The organism is Streptomyces sp. NPDC015139, assembly GCF_043079785.1.
GTDB classification, from domain to species: domain Bacteria; phylum Actinomycetota; class Actinomycetes; order Streptomycetales; family Streptomycetaceae; genus Streptomyces; species Streptomyces albidocamelliae.
On record NZ_JBIBUW010000001.1, the window covers coordinates 476,024 to 496,652 of the forward strand.

Sequence of the window (20,629 nt, forward strand, 5' to 3'; positions counted from 1 at the left end):
TGGGTGTCGAGGCGTCGTCTGAATGGTCCAGGTTGGGTCATCGTAAATGCCGATCAATCGGCGGATGTGACCTGTTGTGAACGGTGGCAAGGTGCGGTGGATGTCCGCGTTTGCTGATACGCTCGCTATGTGTGCTCAGTTCACACTCGAGTTCGCGCGCCGGGGGGTGCCTTGTGATCGGGCTCGTGGTGGTCGGGGCGGGATGACCGGACGGGCCACCGGATGGCCCTCAGCAGCAGTGGCGGGGTGGGCGTGTGAGTCAGGATGAGCGCGGGCTGAGTGACGGGCTGCAGTCCGTCGGTTCGGTCTACCAGTACGACGACGGGCTGTATGTGCGGGTGCACGACGTGGTGCCCCACGTGCTGGCGGACGCCGAGGACAGTCACGGGTACCGGCAGGGTGACGACCTGGTGCGTTGCACCCTGTCCCTGAGCAACGGCACCGGGCGGCTGCTCGAACTCGACGGGGTCACGCTGCTGGTGCGGGGAGGGCCGTACGGCAAGACGGGCCGTCAGGTGCAGGACTACCGCAGTGACGTCATCGACGACGCGCTGGAGGGTACCCTGCGTGCCGGGCGCAGGGTCTCCGTCACGTGGGCGTACAGCATTCCGCCCGGCACCGCCGGTGACCTGGACATCGAGGTCCGTTTCCTGGCCGGCGACCGGGGGAGCGTCACGTTCGGCACGGCGTCGGCGGTCGGCGCGGTGGCCGCCACGGTGGCCGACGAGCGACCTGTACCGATCGCATTCGATCAGTCCGTGCTGTTCGGTGAGCAGCAGCAGTCGTTGTTCGCGGAGCCGCAGGGCGCCCCGGAGCCCGTGACCGGGACCGCGAGCGAGGCCGGGTACGAGGTCTTGGCCGCAGGCGGGGAGCGGGAGACAGCATCCATCGGACTCGACGCCGTCCCGGCCCAGCCGACCGGCCGCGGGCGACAGACAACCCGGTCACTGGCCCCGGAAATGTCCGCCGACGATCTGGACGCCGCCCGCGTCCGGCAGATCTTCCGGTTCCTCGCCGAGGCTGAGGAGTCGAAGACACGCCCCGTGCGCACGCTCGACGGGGCGGCCGGTGCCGTGTGGTTCGACGAGTTGCCGGACGGCGACGGCGTCGAGGTGATGACCGACGGCGCTCTCGCCAGGGACGACCCGGCCTGGCTGACCGTCGCCCGCCCCGAAAGGGAGGAAGCGCCCCAGCCCGGGGCCCTGCTCGCGCCCTGGGTGGACGAGACCCGTTTCCGCGACTTCAAGGAGCCTCGCGCCCCGCACCTGCGCCGTCGCATCGAACCGGAGTTCCCCCACTGGTCACAGGGCATCCCACTCGACAAGACCTACCACGTGCTCGACGAGCACCCCCAGTGCGAGAAGATCGAGAAGCTGTACGCCGCCTGGGAGCAGGAATGGCTCGCCTGGGCGGAACGCCGCCGCGCGATCGACCCCCTGGTCCGGCTGTACGACCGATTGCACAAGATGCACGAGGACGCCGCGGGCCTCGGAGAGGCGTACGAACTCGTTCTCGGACTGGGCCGGCTCATCTGGCAGACGAGCACCGGGCAGCGGGTGGAACGGCACCTCATCACGCACCGCGCCACCCTCCGGCTCGACCCGTCCACCGGCACGCTCACCGCCGCTCCCGACCCCACCGGCGCAGGCCTGGAACTCGAAGAGGGCATGCTTGAAGGAGCCCAGCATGTGCCGGGCACTGTGCGCGAGACGATCGTCGAGGTGCTGGACGACGCCTCGGACGTGACCGACCCCGAGCACCTCGAGGCCGTACACACCGCTTTGCGAAGTTGGGTCAATGCCGCTCACAGCGCGGGAAGTTACGCACCGACCGTCGAGCGCGCGAAGCCGCGCAGTCTCGACGTCCCCCAGGTGGGGCTCACTCCCGCGCTCGTCCTGCGTGAGCGCAGCCGCCGCTCCACCATGGACGCCCTCAAGGCCATCGCCCGGCAGATCGACGCCGGCACGCCGCCCACCGCACTGCTCGGCTACATCGCCGGCCGGGACGGCGCGCTGACCGCGGCGGACCTCGCGGCGGCGGAGGACGACGGAGCGGCTCAGGGCGGCGACGAGATGTACTTCGCGCTGCCCGCCAACGAGGAGCAGCGCACGATCGCCGAACGCCTGCGCGCCAACCGGCTCGTGGTCGTCCAGGGCCCGCCCGGCACCGGCAAGACGCACACCATCGCCAACCTGGTCACCGACCTGCTCGCCCAGGGCAAGCGCGTCCTCATCACCAGCCACACCCCGCGCGCCCTGCGCGTGCTGCGGGACAAGCTTCCGGAGTCCGTCCGCGACTTGTGCGTGAGCCGCACCGAGGACGGCGCAGCCGCCCAGCGGGAGCTGGAGGCGTCCGTGCAGCGGATCCTCGGCGAGTACGCGGGCTACGACGAGAAGGCCTCCCACCAGCAGATCCGCACCCTCCAGACGCGCCTCGCCCAGGCCCGTGCCGCACAACAGGCCATGCTGCGCGACCTCGCCGTGCTGCGCGAACAGGAGACCCACCGCTTCGAGGCGGAGATCGGCGACTACAGCGGCAGCCTGCAGGAGATCGCCGAGCGGCTCACCGCGGAGGCGGGACGGTACGACTGGATGGGCCCGGTCCCGCAGGAACAGCCTGCCCTGAGCGCCGACGAAGCCCTGCGCCTGCTGCACACCACCCGTGCGTACACCCCGCACCACCAGGCCCTCGCGGCCGAGGTGCCCGGCCCCGCCGAACTGCCGGGCCCCGGCGACTTCGAGGAGGCCGTGCGCATCGTACGGTCCGCCGAGGAAGCGCACACCGCCGCGCGTCAGGACCCGCTGTGCGCGGAGTACGACACCGCCGTGAGGAGCCTCGGCGAGGGGGAACAGCAGCGGCTGTCCTGGGCGCTCGACGCCTTCTCCACCGCCCGTGCCCGCGCCGCGGCGCTCGCCGCCGCGGCCGGTGACTGGGCCGCGGCGCTCCTGAGGCAGGTGACCGAGGGACAGGACTGGCAGGCACGCAGCCGGCGGGCCGCCGTCACCGAAACCCTGGCGGCCGTCGACAACTCGCTCGCCACCCTCGGCACGGCCATGGTCAGCGGCCTGGAGCAGTACGACCCGGCCACGACGCTCGCTCAGGCCACCGCACTGCACGACGGCCTCGGGCAGGGACAGAAACTGCGCGGGCCCCTCGGGATGCGCTCCAAGCTGGCGAAGACCGTCGGCGCGTTCGCGGAGAACGTACGCGTCGACGGGCGGGCGCCGGAGGACGTCCCGACCTCGGCCGTCGTCCTCGCCCGAGTCCAGCTGGAACTGCGCCTGGCCCAGGTGGAGTCCGAGTGGGGCACGCCCGTCGCCGCCTGGCAGGGACACGGACCGCGCCTCGCACGGCTGCGGCAGGACGCGGAGGTGCTCGACGCGCTGCTCGCCGTCGCCGCCGCCCGCACCGACGTCCTGACCGCCGCGGCCACCTCCCCCACCCTCGCCGTCGCCACCTGGCACGATGCGTCGGTCGAGAACGCCGTACGCACCCTGCTGCGCGCGTCGACCACCCTGCGCGCGGCAGACGAGTCCCGCAAGGTCATCGCGGACGCCGAGGAACTGCTGCGCGTCTGGGGCGACCGGCCCGGTGTGTCACCCGCCGTGGTGCGCGCACTCGGCGCCGTCCGCGACCGTGACCCCGACGGCTACCGCGCGTTCGGCGACGAGATGGCCGAGGTGCGCGAGGCGGCCCGGCTGCGAGCCGATCGGGACGTGGCCCGCGCCCGTGTCCGCGAGGTGTTCCCGGCCCTGGCCGACCGGATCACCGCCGCACACGAGGACAGCGCCTGGGACGCCCGACTGCCCTCCCTCGCCGAGGCCTGGGCCTGGTCCGCGTGGCGCGATCGCATGGAACGACTGACCGACCCCGAGGCCGAGCGTGCCCTGCGCCGACGGCTGACGGAGGCCGACGACGAGGCCCGCATCATGCTCGCGCGGCTCGCCGCCGCCCGCGCCTGGCACCGCTGCCTCGGCCTGCTCACCGGCGACCAGTCCCGGGCGCTCAGCGCCTACCAGCAGGCCGCACGCCGTATCAAGGGCAAGTACCAGCACCGCTACCGGCGCGACGCACAGGCCGCCCTGCGCAAAGCGCAGACAGCGGTGCCGGCCTGGATCATGCCGCTGCACCAGGTCGCCGAGACGGTACCCATGGACCGGCCGGGGCTGTTCGACGTCGTCATCGTCGACGAGGCCAGCCAGTCCGGCCTGGAGGCCATGTTGCTGAGCTGGCTCGCCGACCGGATGGTCGTCGTCGGTGACAGCAAGCAGGTCAGTCCGTCCAACGTCGGCCTGAAGCAGGACGAGTACTTCCACCTCCGGGACCGTCTGCTCACCGCGCTGGAACCGGACGTCCGCAGCCTGTTCGGACCCGATTCCAGCTTCTTCGACCTCACCGAAGCGCTCTCGGCGGGCCGCGGGACACTCATGCTCAAGGAGCACTTCCGGTGTATGCCGGAGATCATCTCCTTCTCCAACGACCTCTGCTACAACCGTGATCTGTTGCCGCTGCGGCAGTACGGCGCCGACCGGCTGCCCCCGGTCCGCACTGTGTACGTGGAGACCGGCGAAGCCGTGGGCGCCAACACGCGGCTGGCCAACACCGCCGAGGCGGAAGCCCTCGTCGACGCGATCGTGCGCTGCTGTGCCGATCCCGCCTACGACGGCAAGACCATGGGCGTCATCAGCCTTCGCGCGAGCAAGGGGCACCTCACGGAGCTGGAGAACCTCCTCGCCGAACGCCTCGACTACGAGCAGCGCGAGGAGCGGCGCATCCGGGTCGGTGACGCCGAGGACTTCCAGGGCGACGAGCGGCACGTCATGTTCATCTCCTTCGTCAACTCGGCGACCACCGCCGCCGGCGCGGTCCCGGGCGGCTTCAACGGCAAGACCTACGAGCAGCGCATCAACGTGGCGGCCTCGCGTGCCCAGGACCAGGTGTGGGTGTTCCACAGCGCGCGGGCCGAACAGTTCCATGAGAACGACCTGCGCCGACGGTGGCTCGACCACCTCACCCGTCCCGCGGAGGAGGACGTCGTCGCGGTCGAGGGCGAGGTCCTGCCCGACGTCCGGCACGAGGCGTTCGACAGCCTGTTCCAGCAGCAGGTGTACCTGGAACTGACCGCACGGGGCCACCGGGTCCGTCCGGGTTACAAGGTGGGCCGCCACACGATCGACCTGGTCGTGGAGGGTGGAACGCGCCGGCTCGCGGTCGCGTGCGACGGGGACGCCTTCGCCGAAGGCGAGGACGCCTCCACGGCGGCCGCCAGACAGCGCGACCTTGAGCGCGTCGACTGGACGTTCGTCCGGATCCGGGGCAGTCGCTTCCACCTCGACCGCGAGCAGGCCTTGGCCCCGCTGTGGGCTGAACTGGAACGTTTGGGCATCGAACCGGTCGGCCGGGAGCCGGAAGTCACCGCCCCCGTCGCCGTGACCGCCGCCGACCCCACGACCGGCGAGGCTTGGCCGACCGGGGAGGCGGCGGCCTGCGGTGAGGTGAGGGCAGACGCCGACCTGGCTGTGCCCAGGCGCGTGGTCGTGCCGGGCAGCGCTGCCGAGGCGGGCGATGGGGCGATGCGAGGGGGAGTTGCAGAGGCCGGTGATGCGGCCTCGGCGAGGGCCGGAGCCCCTGCCGGGGCCGGGGTCAGTGGCCCGGTCGGTGACGGCGGGGCGTCCGCGCCGCGGGGCGCGTCGAACCATGGGACGGGGAGCCCGGACACGGCACGAGCGCAGCAGCCGACGGGACCGGCGGCCACCCTCGGGGCGGTGCCCGCGCCCAGGGCCACGGACCCGCGCGAGTCCCTGAGCGGCCCGGGCCGACGGCCGACGCCCCCTCCGACGCCGCCGCGTGCGACGACCGCGGACAGCGGAGCCGCTCCCGCGCCGGCGGCGGGGACGACGATGCCCGAGGCACCGTCTGCGGTACGGCCGGCGGGGACGGCCCACCCGGCCGTGCACGTCGTACGGTCCGATGGCCCGGCGCCGTCGTCGATGCCGAGCCGGACCGCCCCGAGCAGCCCTCTGCCGGTCCGGGAGATCCCGGCCGCGGCTTTCCAACGCCTTTTCCGTGAGGTGCAGCAGTTGCAGGCGGCCGTCGATGCTCCCGCCGAGATCCCTGACGGAGCGGACGCGGCCCAGAGGGTGTTCCTCAGAAGGACCCAGGCGGAGCAGCGCGACCGGCGCACCAAGCGCCTGGCCTTCTTGCGCACCTTCCTCGACTCCGTCGGCGTCGGACGGGAAGGAACGGTCCCCGACGTCGTCATTCCAGGCGCGCTGCTCCGCCTGGAGTTCGATGGGCAGGTGGACGAGGACACTCTGTACACGATCGCCGAGCTTCCCACCGAAGAGGCGGACATCGTCTCTCCGTCCTCTCCTCTCGGCCACGCGCTCATCTGGCAGACGACAGGACGCGCGATCTCGTACGACGCGTCCCAGGGCAAGTCGCGCACAGTCGTCGTGCGGGAGATCCGCGTCTGATCGCGCTGATGGCTCGTGACCGGACGGGTGCCCTGCCCCGCGGACCGGTTTCGGCCCGCGGGGCAGGGCCCGGTGCGGCTCAGCCGGCGACCGGGTCCAGCATGGGGCTCCGCTCACCGCTCCAGGAGATCGCCAGCGCGTCGCGCGCCCGCGTACAGGCCACGAAAAGCAGACAGTGCTCGGCCAGCAGGTCCGAGCGGTGCTGCACGGCATCCTCGTCGGCCGGCGTCACCTGTGGGGCGAACGGCAACGCGTTGGCCGTCACGCCGACGACGGCCACACAACGGAACTCCAGCCCCTTCATGGCGTGCATCGTCGCCACGCGCACACCCGAAACCGTCGGCCCGGGGTCGTCCTTGACGGCGACAGCGGGGAGGCCTTCCCGGCGCAGGCGGGCGATGACGGTGTCGACCAGTGTGTTGAACCGGGCGCACACCGCCACTTCGGACGGCTTCACACCGTCCTGGTCGACCCAGGTGCGGATCTGCTCCACCAGCGCGCGCAGCTCGTCGTCCTGGCTGCCATGGCCGCGAGCCACCGGGACGCGGCCGTGCAGCTCGGAACGGTAGCCCCGCAGCGAGTCCCGCCCGCCGTCGTCCTCGTCGTCCTCACCGAGCCGGCCCACCGGCTGACCGTCCAGGAGGGACGCGGACCAGCGCAGAATCTCCTCCGTGCTGCGGTAGTTGAGGCGCAGCCGGGACGTCCGTCCCCGCACGTTGATGCCCAGGGTCCGCAGCGAGACCCGGGAGTCGTAGATGCGCTGGTGGGGGTCGCCCACGAGGAACAGGTCATCGGCCTGCTCGGCCACGCAGGCACGCAGCACCCGCCACTGGGCCGGGTGCAGGTCCTGTGCCTCGTCCACCACGACGTGGCGGTAGCGCGGCCCCCGCTCGGCCAGGATCCGGGCGGCCTGGTCGCACACCATGGTGTATGTCGCGGAGTCGCGAGAGGCCAGATCTCCCGTGAACTTCTCCATGACCCGCCACAGCCGCGCCCGTTGGACTCGTCCCACCGGTGTGCCGCGCCCTCTTCGCACACATCTCAGGTACTCCTCCGGCGTGCGTAGTCCCTGCGCCAGGACGACGCCCCGGAACTCCTGGGACAGAAAGCGCTCCGACCAGGGCAGGTCCTCGCGGGCGGCGGCGCGGGTCCACGCGCTCTTCTCCGCCGCAGCCGACAGCGGCTTCGGCGAGCCGCCCCTGGCTTCCCGTATGACCCTGGCGGCCAGCGAGTCCACCGTCGTGACGTCGACACGGTCGAGCAGACGCGCGTCCGCGTCGCCGAGCAGGAGGGCCAGACTGTCCCGCAGAGCGGCCGCCATCGCGTTGGTGAAGGTGGTGAGCAGGATCCGGTCGTCCTGGCGTCCGGTGCGCAGCAGGTGCCTCACCCGGTGCAGCGCGACGACCGTCTTGCCGGTGCCGGGGCCGCCTGTCACCTGGGCCGGCCCGTTGAAGCCCGGGTGATAGGCGTATCTGCGCTGGGTGGGGTGCAGGAAGACGCGCCAGCGGGTGAAGTCCTCGGTGAGGATCCGCTCCAGCTCGCCGGGGCCGGTGACCTCCACGATCCGGTCGGGCGTGTTGAGGATCGCCTCGCTGAGCGTGACGGCCGGCCGGTCCTCAGCGGCGCGCACCGTCTGCCCGCGGGGGGCGATCAGTTGCTCCCAGACGTCCTGGGGCGAGTAGTCGGCCGCCAGGTATTCCAGTACCTCGTACTGATCGGCGGGCATCATGGGGGGCGCCATGACCGTCAGGTCGTCGGCGGTGACGCACACGCGCGCCAGTCGCAGGACCTGCTCGTCGATGCCGAGGTCACGCAGTACGGTGTCGGAGTGCTGCGCGAAGAGCCTGGCAGGGGTTCGGCCCGCCTTCGTCTCGAAGTAGGTCTCCATCTGCTCGAGTGCCTCGACGTTGCGGACCTCCAGGCCCCCGGTGGCGCCGTTGACCGAATAAGCGCGCTTGCAGGCCCAGTTGATCGCCTCGTCGTGGGGTGCCACCCTGAGGAGGGTGAACAACTCGCTCCCGTCGTCGGGGGCGAGGAGAACACCGCGGTAGAACCTGGTGACCCGGATGGTACGGATTCGGGGGTCGTGCGCCCGCTCGAGCTTCTCCAGATGCAATCCCTTGCTGGCGTGTAGCTGAGGCACGGTCAGGCTCCGGAACTTCCGGATCGCGTCGTTGACCTCCTTCTGGACAGGTCTCTGCAGGGAGATCAGATCCGTGACGAAGTCGTCGGAGAGGGCGAGGCGGGGCATGGAGGTCCTCGGGTCGCGGACAGGCAGTGGGCGGGCACCAGCCTAGAGACCGGCGGAGCGCCGAGCGAGGGACCTCCCGTATTCGTTGTGTGAACTGAGTCAACGGGTCTATATTTCTCGTGCTGTCACACCAACGGCGCACATCCGTGCTCCCACGGCCCTGTCCGGAAGGACCCACCGCATGCCGGCCCAGCCTGCCCAGGCCGCTGTTCCGCACCCGCTCGACGAAGTACCCCAGACGTTCCGAGCCGGGGACTCCTACGCGGTGCGGGACGCGCTCGTGCACTACATCCGCCGGGATCTGCTGGGTCCCTGGGACGGTGAGACGGAAACCCTGCCGAGCGCCTCCTCGGGCCCCCGTGACCGGTATCTGGTCGGCATGCTCGGTCCGCGCCCCCAGGCTGTCACCGCGGACCGGATTGCCCGTGCGGCCGCCCAGGGCGCGGACGGCGAGTCGGGCGACGAGCAGGAAGGTGACGACGGTGACCTGCAGGACCGGCTGAGTCCCCAGGCCGCCGGACACATCTGGGCATCCTCCATGGGGCTGTCCTTCACCGCCGCAGCCTCGGTCGGCACGCTCAGCGCCACTGTCCGCTGGGGCCGCTACAGCCAGTCGGGCGAGGCCACCGAGCGGGGGACGACGCGCCGGGTCTGGTCACGTGAGCCGGTCGAGCGTCTGGTGGACATCGACGTGACCGACGGGGCCGACCGCACCGTTCAGCTCGACGGCGACAGCGTCGTCCTCGACGTGCAGGTACGCCGGCACACGGGCCGCGCGGGCGTCGAGGACCTGCGCATAGTCGAACTCGCCCTGGTGAACCGGCAGCAGGACAGCGCGGACGCCCGCGACGCGCACTGGCTCTTCCAGACCGAGATCGACGTCACCGCCTTTCCCGACGACCAGGCGGCCGTCTTCCTGCCGGTCGACGACCCCCTCGACCCCGCGAGCCACGGCAACGCGCCCGAGGACGCCGAGGAGCGGCGGCTGCGTCTGCTCTACCGGGACAGCCTCAGCCATGCCACCGGCCGCAACGTCGCCGTTCACGCGCACGTCCGCGACGGAGAGCGCAACGCGCACCGGCTGACCACAGTCTGGCTTCCCGAGTACGACGTCCGAGCGACCACCGCACCGGCGCTCGAGGAGCAGGACCTCCTCCAGGGCCTGGAGCTGGGCATGGACGAGCTGGCGGCCCTCGCCGTGCCCGCCCGACGGGCCGAACTCAGCGCCGCCCTGGCGCCGTTGGCCGACGGCTACGGCACGTGGCTGGAGCGGCAGCGCAGCAGTGCCGCCGCACTCCCCGAGGATCTGCGAGCGGTGGCCGAGACCGCCATCGATCAGGCGCTCGAGGTCTGCGACCGCATCACCCTCGGCATCGACCGGCTCGTGGCAGACGAGACGGCCCTGCTGGCCTTCCGGTTCGCCAACCGGGCCATGGCCCTGCAGCGCCGCAACACGGCGATCGCCACCGCCCGCAGCGGCCGTGGGAACGACTCCCGCTCCTACCAGGAGGCCTTCGACGAGGTGCACGGCAAGGGCAAGGCGGCGGCCAGCTGGCGCCCGTTCCAGCTCGCCTTCGTCCTGCTGAACACCGACTCCCTCACCCGGCCCGGACACCCGCACCGGGGCACAGGCCGTGAAGCCCTCGTCGACCTGCTGTTCTTCCCGACCGGTGGCGGCAAGACCGAGGCCTACCTCGGACTCGCCGCCTACACCTTCGCACTGAGACGCCTCCAGGGCACGTTGGGCTCGGGTGTGGAAGCCCGGAGCGGCGAGGCGGGCGTCGGCGTCCTCATGCGCTACACCCTGCGGCTGCTGACCGCCCAGCAGTTCCAGCGGGCCGCCGCCCTGGTGAGCGCCTGCGAGGTCCTGCGTCGCGAGGAGTTCGCGCGGGACCGGCGCTGGGGACCCACCCCGTTCCGTATCGGGCTCTGGGTGGGCACCTCCGTCTCACCGAACTGGTTCGACGAGGCCAAGGAACAGATCGCCGAAGCCAAGGAGAACGCCAGCGACAAGCACGCCCGTGTCCTGCAGGTCCTCACCTGCCCCTGGTGCGGCAGCGGGCTGACCGCCCGCTCGAACATGGAGTACGACGAAGGGCGCCGCAGGGTCCTGCTGTACTGCCCTCGCGGCGAGGGGGAGGACCGCTGCCCCTTCTCCCGTCGCGAGGCACTCGGCGAGGGCATCCCGGTGCTCACCGTCGACGAGGAGATCTACCGGCTGGCCCCCTCACTGCTGATCGCCACGGTCGACAAGCTCGCCCAGCTTCCCTGGAACGGCTACTCCGGGCTGCTGTTCGGCAGGGTCACCGAGTTGTGCCCCCGCCACGGCTACCGCCATGACGACCTGGACGCCAAGACCGGCTGCGGCGGCCGCCACAACGCCCGTGGCGATCTGCCCGGGGTCACCGCCCAGCCCGTCACGCGCCTGCGGCCTCCGGACCTGATCATCCAGGACGAGCTGCACCTGATCTCCGGAGCCCTCGGCACCACCGTGGGCCTCTTCGAAGCGGCCGTCGACCAGTTGTGCACATGGAGCGTCACCGACGCCCACGGAGGACGTCACGAAGTCAGCCCCAAGATCGTCGCCTCCACCGCGACCACCAAGCGCTCCGCCGACCAGGTGCTCGGTGTCTTCGGCCGCAAGGTCGCCGTCTTCCCTCCCCAGGTGCTGGACGTCGGCGACACCTTCTTCTCCCGGCAGGTGGACCTGAGCCTGGAGAACCCTGGCCGCCGCTACCTCGGCGTCTGCGCCCACGGCACCCGCCTCAAGGCCGCCGAGATCCGTGTCGCGGAGATCCTGCTGCTCGCGGCACAGCAGCTCTTCGACGACTACGGCAGGCCGGCGGACCCGTACATGACGTTGGTCGGCTACTTCAACGCGACCCGTGAACTCGCGGGCATGCGGCGGTACATGGACGACGACATCACCACCCGTGTGCGGTCGAACGGCAGCCGCAAGGGCCAGGACACGCTGTCGGACCGCATCGTCAGCAAGGCTGGGATGCTCGGCATCCAGGAACTGACCTCACGCATCTCCTCCTCGGACGTCGGCGCGGCCCTGAAGCGGCTGGAGATCGAGTTCGACCCCGAGCGGGACACCTCGGTGCGCAGGCGGGCCTTCCTGCGCGAGTACGCCGCCGCCATGAAGGACAAGCGCGAACCCCGCGCGTCCATGACACCGACCGTGCGGCAGGCCGTCGACGTCGTCCTCGCAACCTCCATGCTCCAGGTCGGTGTCGACGTCTCCCGCTTCGGCCTGATGCTCGTCGTGGGCCAGCCCAAGAACACCGCCGAATACATCCAGGCGTCCTCGCGAGTCGGCCGCGACGCCGCCCGCCCTGGTCTGGTGGTGACCCTCTACAACTGGTCACGCCCCCGCGACCTCGCCCACTACGAGGACTTCGAGCACTATCACGCGACGTTCTACCGCCAGGTGGAGGCCCTCTCCGTCACCCCCTACACGCGCCGGGCGCTCGACCGCGGTGTCGCCGCCACTTATGTCGCCGCCCTGCGTCACGCGGCCTACGACTCCTCCCGTAACCTCGACGCCCACCACGTCGACCTCGACGGACCGCTCGCCCAGGAGGTCGAACGGCGGCTCCTCGAACGCGCCGAACGGGTGGGAGGCGACCTGCCCCGCCAGTACCTGAGCGAACGTCTGGACCGGCTCAAGGACGAATGGCGCCGCAAACGCGACGAGAGCAGTTCGGCCCTCGCCTACCGCAAGGAGAAGCACAAGACGACCGTCGTGAACGGCCTGCTGCGACGGGCGGACGGATCCCGGTGGACCGAGCTGACCGTCGGCATGTCGATGCGTGAGACGGAGAACGAGATCAACCTGCTCCTTCCCGGCGGCGGCGCCTTCCTGGAGGAACCCTCCGGCGACGGACCCGACTGGACGTTCGGCGCGTCCGGCGCCGACTCCGACACCGACCCGGACACGGCGAGCACCGTGGACAGCGACGAGTACGGGCCCGTCACGGCCGACACGGTCAGGAAGGCACAGCGATGAGCAGCCAGGGCAGCAACCGCAGGGTCGGCGCCGTACGGCCCAGCCACCTCATGTTCACCGCCGGGATCGGCGCCCTCGTCGACCTGCCCAACTTCTCCGTCCTGATCCGTGGGATCGACTCCTGGAATCACTCCGGAGTCACCGACTACGACGTCGACGAACCCCGGCTGCGCGCCGCCGTCAACCGGTCGCTCCAACGCTACGGACGCGGCCAGATCGAGCAACTGCGTGCCGCTCCCTGGCTGGAGGGCGCCGACGCGGACCCGAAGGGCTGGGCGGCCCAGGGCGTCGGAGTGCCTGTCACGCCGTTCCCGCAGTGGCTGCGCTGCACCGCGTGCAACGTGCTGGCGGCGATCGATTCGGGCGAGTTCGCCTTCGTCAACGCCAACCCGCGGACGCCGCACGAGGCGAAGTTCGTCCACGACTGCAAGCGGGGCAAACCGCTGGCGGTGGCGGCCCGTTTCACCCTCGTGTGCACCGCAGGCCATCTCGACGAGTTCCCGTACACCACGTACGTGCACCGCGGGCAGACCTGCGTCAAGACGCCGCGCCCGAAACTGCGTATGAAGGACCATGGCGGCAACCAGGCCGCAAACGTCACCATCGAGTGCGTCGCCTGCGGTGTGAAGCGCAACATCCGGGAAGCCATGGGTGAACGAGGCCGGCGCAATCTGCCCAGCTGCCGTGGACGGCACCCACATCTCGGTACCTACGAGACGAACGGCTGCACAAAGGAACCGGTCCTGATGGTGGCGGGCGCGTCCAACCAGTGGTTCCCGCTCACCCTCAGTGCCCTGGCCCTGCCCAAGGCACCGGGCGGAGACATCGACAAGCTCCTGGACGACCACTGGCCGGACCTCGAACTGATCGAGGACCGTGGGCAGTTCGGCTTCATGGCGCGCATGCCCAAGTTCACCTTCCTCAAGGAGTTCGACGCCGACGCGGTGGTCGCGGCGATCACGGCCCGCAAACAGGGAACCACGGGGCCGGCCCCCTCCGCCCCCGACGTCCAGGCCGACCTCTTCGGACCCGAATGGGACGCGCTCTCCGGTCCGGTTCCCACCCCCAGCGAAGACTTCGCACTCCGGCAGATGCCCGTGCCGGCCCGTCTGAGCGAACTGTTCTCCGATGTCAGGCAGGTCGAGCGGCTGCGTGAGGCACGGGCACTGATCGGGTTCACCCGGCTCGACGCGCCCGACCCCGAATCACCGGAGATCGCCACGCGCGTCGAGCTGTCCCGCGGGGTCCGGAACTGGGTGCCGGCCAGCGAGGTGCGCGGCGAGGGCGTCTTTCTGCGTGTGCGGGACGGTCTGATGGCCGAATGGACCGCCCGTATGGAGAAGTCACCGCAGATGGACGCGCACAGACAGGCGTACGCACGGTTCCGCGCCAACCGGAAGTCGGACCGCAAGACGAGCGACTTCGACCCCTACTCCGGTTGGCCCGGAGCGCGGTACATCGTCCTGCACACCCTCTCCCACCTGCTGATCCGCACCATCGCCCTGGAATGCGGCTACAACTCCGCCTCGCTGGCCGAGCGGATCTACGCAGGGGACGAACAGAACCCGAGGACCGGCATCCTCATCTACACCGCCGTCCCGGATTCCGAGGGCACCTTGGGAGGGCTGGTGTCCCTGGCCGAAGAGCGGGAGTTCGACCGGATCGTGCGTCGCGCTCTGGCCGACGCCCGCCACTGCTCGGCAGACCCGCTCTGCGCCGAGCGCCTGCCGCAGGACCCGGCGGACTTCCTGCACGGAGCCGCATGCCATGTCTGCCTGTTCGTGTCGGAAACCACGTGTGAACGCGGCAACAGGTTCCTGGACCGTCGGTTCCTCGTCCCGCTCACCGGAGACCCTGATCCGGTGCTGACGCCGGTCGGTCTGCTGCCGTGAGCCGACCCGCGTTCGAGGCCGCTGCCGAGGCCGCCGTCGCGGCTCTGGGCCTCTCGCGCAGCAAGGACCTCGCGGGCCTGCTCGCCCGGGGACGCACGAGAGAACGGATACTCACCGAACTGGCGACTCCGGGAGTCAGCGCCGCTGTCGCGGCGTTCTGCGATGCCATGGAGTCGGAGTCGATACCTCCCTCCGAGGCGGCTGCCTACGTGCGAGGCTATGTCGCCGCCCGGCGGAAAGCCCGGGACATCGTCCAGGTCCGCACCGTGTGGAGCGGCCCCTCGACACCGGCGGTGCCGGTGCGGGCCACCGCTCAGGTGCTGGTCGAGGTCATCAACGAGGCGCAGCACGAACTGCTGGCGATGACATATGCGGCTCGTCCGTATCCGGCCCTGACCAGGGCCCTCACCGAGGCTGCGGGCAGGGGAGTCCAGACGCATGTCGTGGTCGAGACCCTGGCCGGCGCAAGTGGCCTGCTCTCGGGGAGGGAACCGGCTGAAGCGTTCGCCTCCGTACCGGGATTGCGGCTGTGGGTCTGGGCACGGGACCCGGCCGAACGGGGCCGCTCACGCCAGCACGCCAAGCTTGCCGTCGCGGACCGCCGCACTCTCCTTCTCGGCAGCGCCAACCTGACCGAGTCCGCCGCGCGGCGCAACATCGAGGCGGGTGTCCTGGTGACCGGTGGTGAAGCACCGCGACGCACGGCAGAGCACATCGTCGAGATGCAGCGTCTCGGCATACTCAGGCCTTTGCCGCCCCGTGAAGCTGTCGGTTGACCAGGCGACCGTGCACGTGGTGGAGGCTCGTCGGCTCCCCGCCCCAGCGCGGCGCCCGCGAGTTCCGGGCCCATACCCTGGTGGCGGACCCGCCCGTGTCCAGGGCCGCCTCGACGCCTTCCTTCGCCATCCACGACATGCGTTTCCCGCATGTCTCTGTGGCCGCTGTGCTCCCATCTCGACGACAACCTTCGTATGGTCGCCCGTCCGCCCAGTCGTGGCTGCACTCGTGAAGGCTGCGGTGAGCGCGCTGACGGGGACACCCTGTCGGGACGGTAGAGCTCGCCGTCCCCAAGTGGCGGCAGGCCAGGTACTTCCCGCACTGGCTCCTCCCAGCAGGGTGCCGGCACGAGGAGGCCCTCATGCCGAAGGTGGCCACCGCCTGCCTGCTCAGGTCTCCACCCGCTGGGTCGAAAGCTCGCCGAGTAGCTCGGCGTCGCCCAGGTGGGCGGTTGGCCGGCCAGGCGTCGTCACGGTTCTGTCCGTCCGCGCGGTCCGGTGCCGGCTGCGCCGGTGCTCTCGGCTGGCCTGTGGTCCGCGGCGATCCATTGGGCCAGGGACACCATGGTGGTCTCGACGCTGTCTTCCATATAGCGGCGGAGCGCGTCCAAGTCGGCGCGGGTCGCGCCGAGGACCGGGTCGAGGCGCAGGAGCTGCCAGGACTGCTGGACGAGCGTGCCGTCACCCTGGGGACGCAATGTCGAGCCCCACTGCACGATGCCGTTCTCGCGGTCACCGACGACGAAGCCGAACGCGGTTGGGGGATCGGCTCACACGACTTGGGAGCGGGTGGTCCACTCCCTGCCGTCCTTGCGGTTGCGCCCGCTGAACCAGGCACCGACGCTCGGCCCGGCGTTGTGATCGTAGGTGACGTTGCTTGCATTGGGGCTCCAGCGGCTGATCGCCGACACGTCGCTGACCAGTTCGTAGACGCGGGCGGGTGTGGCGTCGACCCAAGCCCGTCTGGTGAAGGAGAACTCTGATGCTGCCAGTGCCTCGAAGGGCTCCAGTCCGGTGGTGATGGCGCGCAAGGCATCCTCCTGGGTGCGTGCCGGGGGGCGGAGGTGCCCAGTTCACCGAAGGTGGGGCCAGGCAGCCAGACCCGCCCGTGGCTATCCCCGGCCGGGGCAGGCGCTGTGCTGTCGAGCGGGTCGATACTCGGAGCCATGAACGGTCAAGCACAGCTCGGAGACTTCCTGAGGACGCGGCGTTCCCAGTTGCGTCCCGCGGATGTCGGCGTACCCGCGTACGGAGACCGCTGGCGGGTTCCGGGGCTCCGGCGGGAGAAGTTGGCGCTGCTGGCGGGTGTGAGTGCCTCCTCCTACACGCGGCTTGAGCAGGGCCAGTCGCAGAGCGCTTCACCTGCGGTACTGGACGGGGACCGCCCCCGCGATCGGCGGCCGGTGCCGGAGCGGGTGAGCGAGGCGACGCGTCAGTTGTTGGAGGTACTGGCGGACGTTCCCGCGGTCGTTCTCGGCCGACGCGGTGACGTCCTGGCGTGGAACCGGCTGGGCCACGCGCTGTTCGCCGGGCACCTGGACCCCGATGCGCCACAGCGCGCGGGTGGGCGTCCCAACATGGCCCGGCTGGTGTTCCTCGACCCCCACAGCCGCGGCCTGTACGCGGACTGGCCCAGCAAGGCCAGGGCCGTGGTGGGGAACCTGCGGCTCGTTGCCGGGCAGCACCCGCAGGACAGCGCGCTGCATGCGCTGGTGGGTGAACTGCCAACAGCCCTGAATTCGCGTCGATGTGGGCCGACCACCGGGTCCGGCCGTACGAGATGCGCCATCCACTGGTCGGCACGCTCACCGTCATCCAGCAGACCCTGAGCCACGGGCCCGGCCCCGTCGTCGTCGTTGCCACCACGGAGACGGACTCACCCTCGTGTGCCGCCCTGACCCTGCTCGCCCAGGTCACCGTACCGACCGCCACCGGACCGGCACAGCAGAACCCCTTCCCCGTCGACCCGGCGCATCCGGGATCTCGGTGCCCACCGACTGACTGACCCCTGCACCCTCCCGGCGACCGCGCACGTGCGCGTCTCAAGACCCCCATGCTTCGCACACACGCCGCTGCCTACGGCAGCCGCGTGGTGGTGCGGTCCTGGCATGCCCTTGTTTGCCCAGCCGCCGCCGTCCGGCGGCCGTCCTCCTCGCGGCGACCGGCGCCGCGCAGAGCCCGATCGCCTCGGCCTCGACCGCACCGGCCGTCGTCCCCCACGTGTCCGTGCAATTCGACCTGGCCAAGGGCCAGACACCGGAGAACATCACCCTGGCGCCGGACGGCGACACCAACGTCACCTTCGCCGCGGGCCGACAGGTCGCCGTGGTTTCCCGCGACGGCGCCACCGGATCCTGGCCACCCTGCCCGAGCCCGCCGACGGCGGCATCCACACCCCGGTGTTGGGCTTCCCGCTGACAGTCGGCATCGTCCGCGCGCACGACGGCACGCTGTACTTCCTCTATGCCACCGGCACGCGCGACCTGACCGGCGTCTGGCGCCTGCGCCCCGGCGGCGAGCCGCAGCGGATCGCCGCGCTCCCCGCGAACGGCCTGCCCAACGGCCTGGCCCTCGACACACGCACGAGAATGCTCTGCATCACCGACTTCGTACTCGGCGCCTCTCCCGTGTGTCCACCACCGGTGGCACCACATGGTCGGCGGCCCCCGAACTGGCCTCCGCCGGCTTCCTGGGCGCCAACGGCCTGAAGATCCACGAAGGCGCGGTCTGGGCCACCAACCTCGACAAAGGCACCGTCCTGCGCATCCCGATCCTCCCGGACTGTCGTGCCGGCGGATGGCAACCGAGGCCACCGGGCTGCAGGGGATCGACGACTTCACCTTCACCGGCCGCGGCGGGCAACTGCTGGCCACGCTGAACGGCACGAGTCAGGTCGCGCTGGTCAAGCCCGGCGGTGGGCACTCCATCGTGCTGACCCCCGCCGACGGACTGCAGAACCCCACGTCCGTCGCCGTGCGCGGGAACACCGCCTACGTCACCAGCGCCGCGTACCTGACCGCCGAGGACCCCAATCTGATCCGCCTCCGACTGGAGAGCCGAGCAGCCCGGGCGCCAGCTGGACCTGCGCCCATCAGTGGCGCCAGTTCGCCGGACAGCAGGCGTCGCAGCTGCCCGGACGGGCCGTCGGCGTATTCGGGCAGCGCTGCGCCCCTCCTCGTTGCAGAGCCGGACTGGGCGACCGGAGACGACGCAGACCACGACCGGGCGCCAGGCGCATGAGGGCGGCTGAGGAGCCCGCTGAGGCCGATCCCTCGCGCTCGCGCGCTGAGAGGCCGCTCATCTGCCTGACGCATCACCGGGTGAGTCGGCAACTGATCAGCATCAGCCCTCGAACATCACGAAACTGCTGTCCGAACAGATGCCGGATCAGCGCTGTCACGGCAGCCAGGCTCTCGTAAAAGTGCAGGCACAGAGCCTGTCGCAAGAGTGAACCGATGTTCCTTGACATCTTCGAGTTCGACGCGTGCCCGTGTACAGTGACGACCGCCCTTGACCTGTAAAAAGCAGGCAGGGAGCCGTCTTCCAGGAGTCCATAGTGCTGCGCACCATGTTCAAGTCCAAGATCCACCGTGCCACCGTCACCCAGGCCGACCTGCACTACGTGGGATCGGTGACCATCGACGCGGATCTTCTCGACGCCGCCGACCTGCTGCCCGGCGAGCTGGTGCACATCGTCGACATCACCAACGGCGCCCGGCTGGAGACGTACGTCATCGAGGGCGAGCGCGGATCCGGAGTGATCGGGATCAACGGTGCCGCCGCCCACCTCGTCCACCCCGGCGACCTGGTGATCATCATCAGTTACGCTCAGGTCAGCGACGCCGAGGCGCGGCAGTTGCGGCCGCGGGTCGTGCACGTCGACGCCGGCAACCGGATCGTGTCCCTCGGCGCCGACCCGTCCGAGCCGGTACCCGGCTCCGACCAGCAGCGCAGCCCGCAGGCCGTAGGGGCCTGACCGGCGGACCAGGACCAGGAGCGTGCGTGCCCATGAGCGAGATCGAGATCCGCGACGACCGGGCGGCGGGCCGCCTGGAGGCCGTCGGCGACGGTGAAGTCGTCGGCCGCATCGAGTACTTCGTCCTGGAGTCGCCTGCGCGCGCCCTGGTCCCGGTCCACACGATCGTCGAGCCCGCCCACGAGGGGAAGGGCATCGCCGGTTCACTCGCCCGCGAGCTGTACGCCGTCGCCGAGCGCGAGGGCGTCCCCGTGGCCCCGCTCTGCCCGTACGTCGTCAAGTGGGCCGAACGCCACCCCGCCGTCGCCGGCCAGGCCGACCCCCGGCTGCTGGCGGCGGCGAAGGACTGGCTGCGGGCCCATCCCGGGAAGTTCTGAGGGCGGAGAGCGGGGTCGGGATGCGGACGCCGCTGTGCTGCCCCCGGGTGAGTGGCCGGGCGGGCGTCGGGTAGGCGGGGGAGTAGTCCAGAGGCGACGTACAGCGACTGCCCGGAGGACACGATGACGAATCCGTACCCCGACCCCGCACCGCCGGGACCGGCACCCGGTCCGGGCCCGACTCCGCCGGACCCCTACCCGAGCCCCGTGCCGCCGCCGGAGCCGGGTCCCCAGCCGACACCGCCAGGCCCCGGCCCGGAACCCACACCCCCCGCTCCGGGTCCCGACCCGACCCCGCCGCCGGCACCGCCGGCCCCGGGCCCACCGGAGCCCTCACCGTCCCCGATCCCACCAGGACCGGAGCCCGTACCGAGCCCCGAGCCGGGCCCACCGCTCACCTGAGGCTCCGCGGGGGCGGGGCGGGCAGCTGCCGCTCGGTGGGGCAAGGAGGCCGTAGGGCTGCTGCCCGGCGAGGCGGAGAACGTGCGGCTGCCGTCCCACGGCCGTGGGGCCGTGCGGCTGCCGCGTGGGCGTGGAGACGGCACGGCTGCCGTCCGGTGAGGCATGCAGGCCGTACGGCTGCCATCCGTCGAGACGCGCTCAAGGGGCGTGCCAGGTGAACGGGGAGCCCGGCTCCCGGCTGGACACCGGGCTCGGGCCCCGGCCGGAACGGGCAAGCCGAGGGCTGTGACACGGCGCGGCGGCCGACCGGACGGACCCGGACCCGCTCATCGCGGCGGACCCACCAACCGGCAACACTCACCCCGCCGGACGGCAGCCGCCCGCCCCCGGCCCCCAGGGCACCGCAGGGCCAGCCTCCCGGCCGCCAGAGGCCAGCCCCCCCGGCAGCCAGAGGCCGGCCCGACCCG

Annotated in this window: 12 protein-coding genes and 1 pseudogene; 10 read left to right on the forward strand and 3 right to left on the reverse strand. The window is 71.2% G+C overall.

Annotated elements, in window-relative coordinates:
* The first annotated feature begins 254 nt into the window (after window positions 1–254).
* The gene (locus tag ACF08B_RS02130) at window positions 255–6,476 is read left to right on the forward strand and encodes an AAA domain-containing protein (protein WP_392315607.1); all 6,222 of its coding nucleotides are present in this window, start codon (window positions 255–257) and stop codon (window positions 6,474–6,476) included.
* Between the two features lie 79 nt (window positions 6,477–6,555).
* Here the strand turns inward: ACF08B_RS02130 and ACF08B_RS02135 are convergent, their stop codons facing one another.
* Window positions 6,556–8,727: a UvrD-helicase domain-containing protein gene (locus tag ACF08B_RS02135; protein ID WP_392315608.1), complete on the reverse strand. Its 2,172-nt coding sequence runs from the start codon at window positions 8,725–8,727 to the stop codon at window positions 6,556–6,558.
* A 181-nt stretch (window positions 8,728–8,908) separates the two neighbouring features.
* Between ACF08B_RS02135 and drmA the strand changes: the two genes are divergently transcribed.
* From drmA to drmC, 3 genes are read left to right on the forward strand one after another with little or no spacing between them, the layout of a single operon-like run.
* Entirely contained in the window at window positions 8,909–12,739 is a 3,831-nt protein-coding gene (drmA, locus tag ACF08B_RS02140) for a DISARM system helicase DrmA (RefSeq protein WP_392315609.1), read from the forward strand.
* Window positions 12,736–14,631: a DrmB family protein gene (drmB, locus tag ACF08B_RS02145; protein ID WP_392315610.1), complete on the forward strand. Its 1,896-nt coding sequence runs from the start codon at window positions 12,736–12,738 to the stop codon at window positions 14,629–14,631. Before drmA ends, drmB begins: the two co-directional genes overlap by 4 nt.
* The gene (drmC, locus tag ACF08B_RS02150; RefSeq protein ID WP_392315611.1) at window positions 14,628–15,407 is read left to right on the forward strand and encodes a DISARM system phospholipase D-like protein DrmC; all 780 of its coding nucleotides are present in this window, start codon (window positions 14,628–14,630) and stop codon (window positions 15,405–15,407) included. Before drmB ends, drmC begins: the two co-directional genes overlap by 4 nt.
* Window positions 15,408–15,877: 470 nt before the next feature.
* Here the strand turns inward: drmC and ACF08B_RS02155 are convergent, their stop codons facing one another.
* Together ACF08B_RS02155 and ACF08B_RS02160 are read right to left on the reverse strand one after the other, a co-directional pair.
* Window positions 15,878–16,105, reverse strand: coding sequence for a hypothetical protein (locus ACF08B_RS02155; RefSeq protein ID WP_392315612.1), 228 nt, complete (start codon window positions 16,103–16,105; stop codon window positions 15,878–15,880).
* 72 nt (window positions 16,106–16,177) lie between these two features.
* Window positions 16,178–16,438: an SRPBCC family protein gene (locus ACF08B_RS02160; RefSeq protein WP_392315613.1), complete on the reverse strand. Its 261-nt coding sequence runs from the start codon at window positions 16,436–16,438 to the stop codon at window positions 16,178–16,180.
* A gap of 135 nt (window positions 16,439–16,573) precedes the next feature.
* On the opposite strand from ACF08B_RS02160, the pseudogene ACF08B_RS02165 reads away from it, so the two are divergent.
* The 6 genes and pseudogenes from ACF08B_RS02165 to ACF08B_RS02190 all read left to right on the forward strand — a co-directional run bounded on the left by ACF08B_RS02165 (window position 16,574) and on the right by ACF08B_RS02190 (window position 19,760).
* Window positions 16,574–17,412, forward strand: a pseudogene (locus ACF08B_RS02165) (helix-turn-helix transcriptional regulator).
* Between the two features lie 113 nt (window positions 17,413–17,525).
* Window positions 17,526–17,825, forward strand: coding sequence for a hypothetical protein (locus tag ACF08B_RS02170; protein WP_392315614.1), 300 nt, complete (start codon window positions 17,526–17,528; stop codon window positions 17,823–17,825).
* Window positions 17,810–18,115, forward strand: a complete 306-nt coding sequence (locus tag ACF08B_RS02175) for a hypothetical protein (protein WP_392315615.1) — start codon at window positions 17,810–17,812, stop codon at window positions 18,113–18,115. Before ACF08B_RS02170 ends, ACF08B_RS02175 begins: the two co-directional genes overlap by 16 nt.
* A gap of 88 nt (window positions 18,116–18,203) precedes the next feature.
* Entirely contained in the window at window positions 18,204–18,647 is a 444-nt protein-coding gene (locus ACF08B_RS02180) for a hypothetical protein (RefSeq protein WP_392315616.1), read from the forward strand.
* Window positions 18,648–18,963: 316 nt separating this feature from the next.
* The gene (gene panD, locus ACF08B_RS02185; RefSeq protein ID WP_392315617.1) at window positions 18,964–19,383 is read left to right on the forward strand and encodes an aspartate 1-decarboxylase; all 420 of its coding nucleotides are present in this window, start codon (window positions 18,964–18,966) and stop codon (window positions 19,381–19,383) included.
* Window positions 19,384–19,415: 32 nt separating this feature from the next.
* Complete coding sequence (locus ACF08B_RS02190) at window positions 19,416–19,760, forward strand: GNAT family N-acetyltransferase (RefSeq protein WP_392315618.1); 345 nt, start codon at window positions 19,416–19,418, stop codon at window positions 19,758–19,760.
* Window positions 19,761–20,629 lie beyond the last annotated feature (869 nt).